Origin of the sequence: Dapis hubbardiae BLCC-M172, assembly GCF_050016015.1 — a bacterium.
Classification (GTDB): domain Bacteria; phylum Cyanobacteriota; class Cyanobacteriia; order Cyanobacteriales; family Microcoleaceae; genus Trichodesmium.
Map to the genome: position 1 here is coordinate 19,027 of NZ_JBNHEQ010000165.1, position 11,491 is coordinate 30,517.

An 11,491-nucleotide genomic window follows, 5' to 3' on the forward strand; every position below is an offset into this window, starting at 1 on the left:
ATATAATATGAAATCCGATTGAACACTCGTCATTGCGACGATAGGAAGCAATCTCCTGAGACCACTGAGATTGCTATCCGTTCCGGAATGCTCCGCAAACCTTCCACTCCGTTCCACTCGCAATGACACAGGCTATAGTAATCATCAGGACATGATATAAGTGGACAAGCTGGAAGCTTGTGCTACAAAATAATTAAGGGTGCGCTACTAGAGCAACACCCCTTGATCAACAGGCTAACTTATATATAGCACTACAGAAAAGTGTTAGGACATTAATAAAATTAAAATCCTTTACAAACTATTGTTTGGACTTGAGCTGATAGCTGATAGCTGATGGCTGATGGCTAGAAATTACATCATTCCCATGCCAGGCATTCCCATGCCACCCATACCGCCCATGCCGCCCATGCCGCCCATGCCACCATCCATATCAGGCGCAGGAGCTTTCGGCTCTGGTTTCTCAACAACTACAGCTTCAGTAGTTAATACCATACCAGCAATAGAACCTGCATTTTGCAACGCGGAACGTACCACCATTGCTGGATCGAGAATACCTGCACTAATCATATCTTCGTATTCGCCAGTTAAAGCATTGTAACCAACACTGAAATCAGTAGAACGTACTTTCTCTACAACTACGGAACCTTCTGCACCAGAATTATCAGCAATTTGACGCAAAGGAGCTTCTAAAGCACGCTTCACAATATCAGCACCAATTTGCTCTTCATCTGTTAAGCTACCTTTTAGCTCATCAATTTTAGTAGACAAGTGAATTAAAGTAGTACCACCACCAGGTACAATACCTTCTTCTACAGCAGCTTTTGTCGCATTCAAAGCATCTTCAATGCGTAACTTCCGGTCTTTGAGTTCAGTTTCTGTGGCAGCACCAACTTTAATTACTGCTACCCCACCAGCTAATTTAGCGATGCGCTCTTGTAATTTCTCTTTATCATAATCAGAGTCGCTCTCTGCAAGCTGTTTGCGAATTTGACCGATCCGCTTTTTCACTTCTTCTGCTGTATCCCCACCAGCAACAATAGTAGTGTTATCTTTATTAATAGTAATTTTGCGACCAACACCCATCATATCTAGGTCTGCCATCTCTAGACTCAGACCAACCTCTTCCGAGATGAGTTGACCACCAGTAAGAATAGCAATATCTTGGAGCATAGCTTTACGGCGATCGCCAAAACCAGGAGCTTTCACAGCAGCAACATTTAGTACACCCCGTGCTTTATTCACCACCAAAGTAGCTAAAGCTTCCCCTTCAATATCCTCAGCAATAATTAATAAAGATTGACCAGCACGAGCAACCTTTTCTAGTACCGCTACTAAATCTTGAATAGAACTAATTTTTTTGTCAGTAATTAAGATACGAGCATTTTCAAACTCTACTACCAAACGCTCTTGATCAGTTACAAAATAAGGGGAAAGATAACCACGGTCAATTTGCATCCCTTCCACAACTTCCAATTCTGTAGAAAGAGACTTAGATTCTTCAACGGTAATTACCCCATCCTTGGTAACTTTATCCATTGCTTCAGAAATCATTTTCCCTACTTCTGCATCACCACCTGCGGAGACTGTGGCAACTTGAGCGATCGCTTCTCCTTCTACTGGTTTAGCAACTGTTTCTATTTCTTGAACTAACTGATTAACAGTTTTCTCAATCCCTTTACGCACTGCTACTGGGTTGGCGCCAGCAGCTACGTTTTTGAGACCTTCTTTAATCATAGATTGAGCTAAAACTGTAGCGGTAGTTGTGCCATCTCCAGCAATATCTTTAGTTTTAGATGCCACTTCCTGAATTAATCTAGCCCCAGTATTTTCTAGGGGGTCTTCCAATTCAATATCCTTAGCTACGGTAATCCCATCATTAACAATCTGGGGAGCGCCAAATTTTTTCTCTAATAATACATTTCTACCCTTTGGCCCCATAGTAATTCTTACCGCATCAGCTAGGCTATTAATTCCTCGCTCTAGAGCGCGTCTGGATTTATCATCAAATTCTACAATTTTGGCCATATAATTTCTCCTATTGCTTCCAAATAAAAATTTAGCACTCTACATCATCGAGTGCTAGTTCGTGGAAACCGTACATTAAGGTAAGGAAGAAGGAAGAAGAAAGAAGGAGGAAGGAAGAAGTTATACCAATTTTATAAATGTTTATTACAAATAGTAGAAGCAAGGAAGAGGGAAGAAGGAACAAGGAGGAAGGAAGAAGTTATACCAATTTTATAAATGTTTATTACAAATAGTAGAAGCAAGGAAGAGGGAAGAAGGAACAAGGAGGAAGTAAGAAATATTGAGGAAAAGAGCAAAAATGATAAATATAGCCGTCTATAATTAATTTAAGCAGTTATTTTTGAATATCTCTGATATGCTGAAAAATAGCTGCTCTAATCTATTTTAGATTGTTATCTCTATCATTTTCTCCTTTTTGATGGATATTTACTCCTTCTGTCCTAGATAACTAAAGCGTTCTTTCTTGTTCCTTAACTCATAAGACATGAAATTATTAGACTAGCTATAGCAATCCTCCGCATATTCATGGCAAAAATCTTACTGCTTTTTAGGCAAGAGGCAACAGGCAACAGGTAAGAGTTTCAAATTTTTTATTTACTTTTTAATTTATCACAACCTATTTAGGATTGCTATATTACAGCGCTTTTGCTGATTGATAAACCACATCCTCACAACCAAAACATTGTAGGGACTAACCATGGTTAGTCCCTACTGTGGTCTACTCAAATGAAAACTGCTGTAAGATTACATAACTGCAAAAAAAAATCCTTAATTCAACAGTATTGATATATTAAACTCATATACTTTTCTTCTCCCTTTTTCCTTCCCTCTTCTCTCCTAGATAACTTCTTGCTTCTTCCTTATCTCATAAATAACTTCTTGCTTCTAACTTCTTCCTTCTTCCTTCTTCCTTCCAAACATTCTTTCAAAACTCATTGCAGCAACACCAATAATTACCAAGATTATGCCAAAAACCTGTTTCACTCCTAATACTTCTCCAATAGTAAAAAGGGCAAGTAAAGCAGTTAAAGCAGGACCAAAAGTACCAATAATAGATGCTCTTGCAGCTCCAGCAAATCTAATAGCAAAACTATTTAATACATAGCTAGAAAGTGTTAAAATCCCCAGAAAAATACCACCAACAATTAAACCAGACCATACAGTAGTATCTATATTAGCCGACCATTCTATAGGTTTAGGCATAATTAAACCTAAAGCAGAAAATACAAAAATTCCAGCGAAATTAATTAAACTAAATGGAATAGGATGAAGCTTTCCTGCGGACATTTGTGTTAGTAAAACATATCCAGAAAAAGTAATACCAGCACCTACTCCAGCCAAAACTCCTTGTTGATAATTACCAGTGCCACTAGGAAGAACTAAAATTGCTCCCAAACCAATAATAACCATCGCACAAGTCCTTACAATAGAAGGGCGATCGCCAAATAATACCCAAGATAATAAAACAGTAATAATTGGATAAATAAAGAAAATTGTAATGGCAATACCAGTAGGTATATTACCAATAGAAATATATATTAATACCTGGGATAAAAACAAAAAGAAAGCACTACCAATAACCTTCCACCATAAAGAAAAATCTTTGGATTTAATAAAACGTTCAATATCACTCCAAACAGCAGGATAGAGAAATGTTGCTACTATCGGCATTAATAACATTACTACTATCAGTCGTAGTAATAAAATTAATAAAGAATTACCAAAATTAGGATTAACTAATCCTGACATTGAAAATAAACCACCAAAAATTTGATGTGGTTGTGGTGGTGTATTAAAAATAATCTTGATACAAACATTAAATAAAGATAACGCTGCTGCTGAAAGTAGAGCCAAAATTAAACCAACCTGAACTTGAGAAGCAGACTTTTGAGGTTTGGGACTAGATTCAGGTTTAGATATAGTCTGTTTTTCTGGAGACTCAACAGGTGACTCAACAGGAGTTGATGTTTCTGCAGAAGTAGTATTGACTGATTTCCTAAACCCAGACTGAGCATTTTGATAAGTTCCAGATGAAACTACATCATTGTTTTCCAGTTGTGTTTGAAGGCGACTGACCAAAGTTTCTAGAATGACCTCACACTGCTGCTCCATACCACGCATATTATTTAGTCGTACAGAAAGGTCACTTTCGTAACTGTCCAACTCCTGTTTTAGGGTATCAAATGTTCTGCTCAAAGCATCAGACAAGGAATATCCCAACTCATTAGCAGATTCATAATAGCTATCTGGAGGATTATTCATTGATAATTCTCCACCTGGAAAACCACCTGGTTGTAATCCTGATAATTCTCCTACTGGAAAACTACCTGGTTGTAATCCTGATAACTCTCCTACTGGAAAACCACCTGGTTGTAATCCTGGGTCAACATTCTCCCTTAACTCTCTAATTTTCTGGCCTAATTGTTGTTGTAAATTATTGGCCAGAACTTGGGCGAGTTGTTTGAGCCATAATTGTTGCTGGGCTATTTGTCGCTGAGACAGAGATTCTAGTTGTTGAGATTGTAACTGTTCATATTGTTTCCGTAATCTATTTACATCCTCATTAAGCTGTTCTTTCTCTACTCTTAATCTGTTTACATCTTGGCCTAACTGATTTGTCAAATTTTGACGAAAACTATCCAAGTCTTGAATCACTAACTTCAGGACTTCTTCTGCTGATTGAGGAGTTTCGGCTCCCTGATTTGAAGGTTGAGTATTCATTTTTCGTTCCATATTTGCTAATCTGAAGCTCACAATACTTTATTGCTTCATCCTAGAAGTCTCCGCACTCCTCTGTCTACAGGCCATCAATATTGAACTAACTGCCATCATGCAAATGCCTACAGAGATGAATAATGTCCCATTTTGACCAATTTTACTCTTCTTCAACTGAATTTGCCCAGGATTTTTGGGACATATTGCCTTCACAATATATTAAGACAGTTGAGCGATCAAGTAGATTCGGTAGTAGTGGGGATTAGATTCTAAGGAAGTCAAAAGTTAGAAGTTTTTTTGTCATCGGGATGGGTGAGCAACCCTCCAAAAACATTTCGCCTTAAAAGGCAGGGTTGGACGACCCAATTATTTTGATAAATTTTGTGGTCTACTAAACTGAAAAACACTTTCAATAATGGATAATTGATAATTGATAATTACCTCTCCCTAAAAACGGATAGGATTGAATAAAAGGAAAATTTTTTTTGTTTCTCCACGGCGAGTGATAGGCTTTATACCTTTATTTTTCGGTAAAGTTCTAACAATATATAGTTATTGTGTCAATTTCTTGCCATGCTCGTAGTCAATGATATATAATAATAGATTGTGAGTTTTAATAAGTATGATGAAAGCCCAAGAAATAATTTCCTCGATTGAAGCTGAAGAAATAGAAAAGTTTAAGCAAGGCTCGAAAAAGAAAATTCCCCAACTTTATGTAGGTGACACTGTAAAAATCGGAGTCAAAATTATAGAAGGAGGAAAAGAACGAGTCCAACCCTACGAAGGTACGATTATTTCCATGCGGAATGGAGGTATAAACGAAACTATTACAGTCCGTCGTGTTTTTCAAGGTGTCGGGGTAGAACGGGTATTTTTACTCCATTCTCCTAGGATTGCTAGTATTAAATTGATCCGTCGCGGTAAAGTGCGTAGAGCTAAACTCTACTATTTGAGAGATCGTGTTGGTAAGGCCACTCGTGTTAAGCAAAGATTCGATCGTCCTTTATAGTGTCAAAAAGAATCTCAAAAATTCTCTGCTACTTGATCAAAAGTTATGTTATACTAACAAAAGTTGTCGAGGTAGATTAGATAAAATCTAATACCTCAACTATGCGCTCTTAGTTCAGTTGGTAGAACGCAGGTCTCCAAAACCTGATGTCGGGGGTTCGAGTCCTCCAGGGCGCGCTGAATCACTAAGTTAAAAATACTTTTTCCTTTCCTCTAAGATGCTGAGGTGACTGGAACAAAACTTAATCTTCTGCTAAGGGACTCTCTATTTCAAATAAGTTTCCCTGACCCAAAGAATAATCGTCTTGGCTTTGAAAGGAGAGAACAAAAGAGCGATTGGTCAACATAAATCAATGTTGCATTTATACCTGAAATTTGCTAGTATAAATAAGGTTGTTGGGCTGAGAATTGCAGTCTTTGAAGCAATCATTCAGAACGGAAAGAGGTTCGGCCTTCGAGGCTGGTGCTATCTAAAGCATAACGGGACTTTTAATCTTTGATTTTGTAGCAACTAACTAAGTTTATTGCTGGGAAACACTCAGAAACTTTCAAATGGACGGGTTGGAAAACTTAAGACTAGCACATTCGTCCTTGAGTATCTAATGAAACTTTAACCCGGTGGAAAGAGTTTCTGTGGGTTTTATTTTTGCTTCTTGTAGAGCCTTGATTAGTCGATGGCTTTTGAAGCAGCAAAGCCTGAACTATGAGGTTGAGAGAGCTACCGTTATAGCATAAGCATGAGTGATGACATAACATCACAAACTAAGGGGAGAAAGTAATTATTGTGGCCAAAAAAGAGGATATAAAAGTACAAGAAAATAAGGAAGGTTTTAGTCCTGTAACTTTTTTCCAAGAAACAAAAGGAGAACTAGATAAAGTAGTATGGCCAAGCAGAGAACAACTTATAAGTGAGTCTGTTGCTGTACTATTGATGGTTATTCTCTCAGCAACAATCATTTACCTAGTAGATGAGTTCTTTAGTTGGGCAGCCGGGGTGGTGTTTGGATGAATTTATATTCAGAAGAAACACAAGAGACAAAACAATCAGAACAAGGAGGAGAAGAAACTAAAGAGTTTAAAAAAGGAGAGCTGCGGTGGTATGCAGTACAAGTTGCCTCTGGCTGTGAAAAACGGGTTAAAGCTAATTTATCTCAGCGGATTCAAACTCTTGATGTTACAGATAAAATATTGAAAATAGAGATTCCTCATATACCTGCAATTAGGCTTCGTAAAGATGGTAGTCGTCAACATAGTGAAGAAAAAGTTTTTCCTGGCTATGTATTAGTACAAATGAAGCTAAATTGGCATGAGGAACCAAAAGAATGGAGAATTGATGACGAAGCATGGCAGGTTGTCAAAAGTACCCCAAATGTGATTAACTTTGTAGGGGCTGAACAAAAGCGTCGCTATGGAAGGGGTCGCGGTCATGTTAAACCATTACCTCTAAGTCCTTCAGAAGTAGAGAGGATCTTTAAGCGAGCTCAAGAGCAAGAGCCTATGCTAAAAGTAACAGTGGCAGAAGGAGACCATATTACGGTACTTTCAGGGCCATTTAAAGACTTTGAAGGTGATGTAATTGAGGTAAGTCCAGAAAGAAGTAAATTGAAGGCGCTATTATCCATTTTTGGACGCGATACGCCTGTAGAATTAGAGTTTAATCAGGTAGAAAAACATAACTAATGGCAAAAAAAGTCGTGGCGCTGATTAAGTTGGCTATTACGGCAGGAAAGGCTAACCCTTCTCCGCCTATTGGTCCAGCTTTAGGTCAGCATGGTGTGAATATTATGGCGTTTTGTAAGGAGTATAACGCCAAAACTGCAGACCAAGCGGGTACGGTAGTACCAGTAGAAATCTCAGTTTATGAAGACCGTAGTTTTACTTTTGTTCTGAAGACTCCACCTGCAGCAGTTTTAATTAAAAAAGCAGCAGGGGTAGATCGTGGTTCTAGTGAACCACATAAGACAAAGGTAGGCTCTATTACACAGGCTCAACTCCAAGAAATTGCCCAAACAAAAATGCCAGACCTCAATGCTAATGACATTGAAGCTGCAATGAAAATTGTGGCAGGTACAGCAAGAAATATGGGTATTACGATCGCTGATTAAGTAGTAGGGGAGTTAGGGAGTAGAGGAGTAGGGGAGCAATTTTTTAATCTTTAGTATGCTCTTTATACTAACCTGGATGAGAATTTTAGAGTCTTGAACTGGTAGTTTATTAAAGACTCCAAAAAGGCACTTCCCTTATATATGCAAATAATTTGAGAATTAATCAGCAGAGTCAGAATTAAAACTTTAATCTCTTTGACCATGGGATAGAGGGTGTGTAATTCACCCAGTCAGAGTAATACCTGCAAAATTAATTAAGGATATGTCATATTTGACCATATTTTTATGAACTATTAATTCAATTTCTAATAAAAGTCAAACTGAAAGTAAAAAATATAGGGGGAGAAGCAGAGCTTCGTTAGGTACCCCAGGAGGATTAAATGCCAAAAAAAGTCTCTCGTAGATTAGAAGAACTAAGAAAAAAAGTAGAAGAGCGAGCTTATGAACCAGAAGAGGCACTTCAACTTTTAAAAGAAACAGCTACAGCAAAATTTCCAGAAGCAGCAGAAGCTCATATTCGTTTAGGAATCGATCCTAAATATACAGATCAACAACTACGAACTACAGTAGCCTTGCCGAAGGGAACAGGTCAAACAATTAGAATTGCCGTCATTGCTAAGGGTGAGAAAGTTAACGAAGCTCTATCAGCAGGAGCAGACTTAGCAGGTTCAGAAGAGCTAATTGAACAAATTAGTAAAGGTATGATGGATTTTGACAGGTTAATCGCTACACCTGATGTGATGCCTCAAGTAGCAAAACTAGGTCGTTTACTCGGACCGAGAGGTTTAATGCCATCCCCGAAAGGCGGTACTGTAACTTTTGACCTGGCACAAGCAATTGACGAATTTAAAGCAGGTAAGTTAGAATTTAGGGCAGACCGAACTGGTATTGTTCATGTTATGTTTGGTAAAGCTTCTTTTTCAGCAGAAGATTTACTGATAAACTTAAAAGCTCTACAAGAGTGTATTGACCGCAACCGTCCTTCTGGTGCTAAAGGTCGCTACTGGCGTAGTGTATTTATATCATCAACAATGGGGCCTTCAATAGAAATTGAAGTTAATAGTTTGCGGGATCTAAAATTAACGGAAGCAGCTTAATTTCAATTTATTGAGATTTTTCAAGCTAAATAATCAAAATCAAAGAGCTGAAGACAGTAGGTGCTAATAGCTTAATTTCCTGCCGAGGTTCAAGAGTTAATTATTCAAAGACAACAATAGAGGGTTTTGTAAAAGACCCTAATTTAATTGCTTGACTTGGATTTTATAATTCTTAGCCCTGGCAGATACCAAAATCTGCCGGGGCTTTTGATTTGTCAAAGAGCTTGAATCTGATAAATGCGGTGGGCTTGACCGTCAATGCCTGTGGATGAGCAACCGTCTACGGCCTCGTAGGGACGTTGCATGCAACGTCCGTACAGCAGGAAGTAAACATCAATTTGTCAGATTATGTGACAAATTGTATCAGTTTTATAAAGCAGGTGATAAATATGGGCAAAACTAAAGAACAAAAACAGGAAATGTTGGCAGATATCAAGCAAAACTTGAGTGAAAGTCAACTAACCCTGGTGATTAATTATCAAGGATTATCTGTTGCTGAGATTACAGATCTCCGCAGGAGACTAATACCTACAGGTAGCGTTTGTTCAGTTACTAAAAATACTTTGATGGGAATTGCCGTTAAAGAAGATAGTAACTGGCAACCTATGGAACAGTTACTTGCAGGTTCTAATGCTTTCCTTTTCTTGAAGGATGATATTGGCGGTGCCATTAAGGCATACCAAGACTTCCAAAAAGCCACCAAGAAAACAGAATTTAAGGGTGGCGTCATGGAAGGGCGAGTGCTGACTCAAGATCAAGTTAAAGCGATCGCCGATCTACCTTCTAAGGAGGAGTTAATTGCTCAAATTGCTGGTTCTATTAATAGTATCGCTAGTAAGTTGGCTGGTACATTGAATGCTGTACCTACTCAGCTTGCTACTGGTATTAATGAGGTTCCAGCTACTGTAAGTAGGGTTCTGAAAGCAGTTTCCGAAAAGGAAGAACAAGGAGAGTAGGGGAGTAGGGGAGATGAGGTATATTGAAATATTTTTCAACCTTTTTCTCGTAAGGGTCACTCCTGCTAAAAAGTTAATTGAATTTTGGTAGAGATACCAAATGGGTTCTATAAGGAATTTAAGCTTTCTTTTTTCCTGCTTTTTACCCAATTATTAATTATTAAATGATTCTGGTTTAAAGCATCCCCTTGGATAGGGGAAAAAAGAAATTATATTTCCTGATATTCAATCCTCTCAGTTTTAACCAGAGGTAATTATCAATTATCCATTATCAATTATCAATTAATGAATTCTTCCTTTTTCAAAGTGATTTTTTTGACTGATATTTTATCAATTTTATGACTAAACTTCAGATAATAAATAGTCAAAATAATCCTCAACAAATAATTGTAAATTAACAACAAATAGGAGATTAATAATGTCTGCAAAAACTGATGAAATTCTAGAACAACTTAAGTCACTTTCTCTGCTAGAAGCATCTGAATTAGTGAAACAAATTGAAGATGCTTTTGGGGTTACTGCAGCTTCAGGTGGTGGTGGTATGATGATGCCTATGGCTATGCCAGGAGCGCCTGGTGCAGGAGCGGCAGCAGAACCAGAGGAAGAGCAAACAGAATTTGATGCAATTCTAACAGAGTTTCCAGCAGATAAGAAAATTGCTATTCTGAAAGTGGTTCGTACTATCACAGGTTTAGGTCTGAAAGAAGCAAAAGAATTGGTAGAGTCTGTACCTAAGCCACTGAAAGAAGGTATTGCTAAAGAAGCTGCTGAAGATATCAAGAAGCAATTAGAGGAAGCAGGAGCTAAGGTAGAAATTAAATAGTTATCTTTGGGAAAATATTAGTGAATAATATTCACTATAAAATTGGAGAATATTTCTAGACTTTTTTTATAAGAGCTTGTATCAAACATACAGGCTCTTTTCTATGGAAGTTATGGCTGAAGTCAGAATTCAGAAGTCATACAGCGCTTTTGCTGATTGATAAACCACATCGTCACAACCAAAACCTTGTAGGGACTAACCATGGTTAGTCCCCTACTGTGGTCTACTCAAATGAAAACTGCTGTATAGAATCCGGTTTAACAGTGGTCATTGCGATGATAGGAAGCAATCTCTTATGTTGAGGAGATTGCTATCCGTTCCGGAATGCTCCGCAAACCTTCCACTCCGTTCCAGACGCTGCGGACTTGAGTATAGTAATTATCCGGATTTGATATCAGGAGTTATAACGAATAGGTTTGATACCATAGGAAAACGCACCTACTAGGACGTCTAGGCTAAAATTGTGGGTAAAAAACCTAACCCCCCAACCCCCTTCCCTGGTAGGGAAGGGGGAGAATATTTCCCCCCTCTCCTTGCAGGAGAGGGGTCGGGGCAGAGGTCTTCCGCACACTTGCTCTTTACCCACATTTTTAAGCTAGACGCGCTACTACTGTGGTCTACTAAAATAAAAACTGCTGTAAGTGCATTCTTATAGAGAAATGCTATTGTTTGGTTTAGATTGAGAATTAATTCAACTGTTGCGCAATAGTTTTTAGATTTTAGATAAAGTCTGTCGGGTGGCGATAGTGCTACCCACCGCTA

The 11,491-nt window shown here is 38.2% G+C and carries 9 protein-coding genes, 1 tRNA gene and 1 other annotated feature; of the genes, 8 read left to right on the top strand and 2 right to left on the bottom strand.

The window, feature by feature from the left end; all coding sequences use genetic code 11:
* Positions 1-351: 351 nt before the first annotated feature.
* Together groL and ACP6PK_RS14735 are read right to left on the bottom strand one after the other, a co-directional pair.
* Entirely contained in the window at positions 352-2,025 is a 1,674-nt protein-coding gene (gene groL / locus ACP6PK_RS14730; RefSeq protein ID WP_426560323.1) for a chaperonin GroEL, read from the bottom strand.
* An 885-nt stretch (positions 2,026-2,910) separates the two neighbouring features.
* Positions 2,911-4,758, bottom strand: a complete 1,848-nt coding sequence (locus tag ACP6PK_RS14735) for an EamA family transporter (RefSeq protein ID WP_426560325.1) — start codon at positions 4,756-4,758, stop codon at positions 2,911-2,913.
* A gap of 607 nt (positions 4,759-5,365) precedes the next feature.
* On the opposite strand from ACP6PK_RS14735, the gene rplS reads away from it, so the two are divergent.
* The 8 genes from rplS to rplL all read left to right on the top strand — a co-directional run bounded on the left by rplS (position 5,366) and on the right by rplL (position 10,729).
* Positions 5,366-5,749, top strand: a complete 384-nt coding sequence (gene rplS, locus ACP6PK_RS14740) for a 50S ribosomal protein L19 (RefSeq protein ID WP_293092340.1) — start codon at positions 5,366-5,368, stop codon at positions 5,747-5,749.
* 103 nt (positions 5,750-5,852) lie between these two features.
* Positions 5,853-5,925, top strand: a tRNA-Trp gene (locus ACP6PK_RS14745).
* Positions 5,926-6,532: 607 nt separating this feature from the next.
* A complete protein-coding gene (secE, locus tag ACP6PK_RS14750; protein WP_094673748.1) occupies positions 6,533-6,757 on the top strand; it encodes a preprotein translocase subunit SecE in 225 nt (74 codons plus the stop codon).
* Positions 6,754-7,428: a transcription termination/antitermination protein NusG gene (nusG, locus tag ACP6PK_RS14755; RefSeq protein WP_094673749.1), complete on the top strand. Its 675-nt coding sequence runs from the start codon at positions 6,754-6,756 to the stop codon at positions 7,426-7,428. The genes secE and nusG overlap by 4 nt, the downstream gene beginning before the upstream one ends.
* Positions 7,428-7,853: a 50S ribosomal protein L11 gene (gene rplK / locus ACP6PK_RS14760; RefSeq protein ID WP_094673750.1), complete on the top strand. Its 426-nt coding sequence runs from the start codon at positions 7,428-7,430 to the stop codon at positions 7,851-7,853. Before nusG ends, rplK begins: the two co-directional genes overlap by 1 nt.
* Before the next feature lie 380 nt (positions 7,854-8,233).
* Complete coding sequence (rplA, locus tag ACP6PK_RS14765) at positions 8,234-8,950, top strand: 50S ribosomal protein L1 (RefSeq protein ID WP_094673751.1); 717 nt, start codon at positions 8,234-8,236, stop codon at positions 8,948-8,950.
* Between the two features lie 29 nt (positions 8,951-8,979).
* Positions 8,980-9,105, top strand: a sequence feature (ribosomal protein L10 leader region).
* Positions 9,106-9,339: 234 nt separating this feature from the next.
* Complete coding sequence (rplJ, locus tag ACP6PK_RS14770) at positions 9,340-9,906, top strand: 50S ribosomal protein L10 (protein ID WP_094673752.1); 567 nt, start codon at positions 9,340-9,342, stop codon at positions 9,904-9,906.
* A gap of 418 nt (positions 9,907-10,324) precedes the next feature.
* The gene (rplL, locus tag ACP6PK_RS14775) at positions 10,325-10,729 is read left to right on the top strand and encodes a 50S ribosomal protein L7/L12 (protein ID WP_426560329.1); all 405 of its coding nucleotides are present in this window, start codon (positions 10,325-10,327) and stop codon (positions 10,727-10,729) included.
* The last annotated feature ends 762 nt before the right edge of the window (positions 10,730-11,491 follow it).

Bases quoted from the DNA above. Each gene is read 5' to 3' on its own strand.
- groL (WP_426560323.1), bottom strand. From the start codon at position 2,025: ATGGCCAAAATTGTAGAATTTGATGATAAATCCAGACGCGCTCTAGAG.
- ACP6PK_RS14735 (WP_426560325.1), bottom strand. From the start codon at position 4,758: ATGGAACGAAAAATGAATACTCAACCTTCAAATCAGGGAGCCGAAACT.
- rplS (WP_293092340.1), top strand. From the start codon at position 5,366: ATGAAAGCCCAAGAAATAATTTCCTCGATTGAAGCTGAAGAAATAGAA.
- nusG (WP_094673749.1), top strand. From the start codon at position 6,754: ATGAATTTATATTCAGAAGAAACACAAGAGACAAAACAATCAGAACAA.
- rplK (WP_094673750.1), top strand. From the start codon at position 7,428: ATGGCAAAAAAAGTCGTGGCGCTGATTAAGTTGGCTATTACGGCAGGA.
- rplA (WP_094673751.1), top strand. From the start codon at position 8,234: ATGCCAAAAAAAGTCTCTCGTAGATTAGAAGAACTAAGAAAAAAAGTA.
- rplJ (WP_094673752.1), top strand. From the start codon at position 9,340: ATGGGCAAAACTAAAGAACAAAAACAGGAAATGTTGGCAGATATCAAG.
- rplL (WP_426560329.1), top strand. From the start codon at position 10,325: ATGTCTGCAAAAACTGATGAAATTCTAGAACAACTTAAGTCACTTTCT.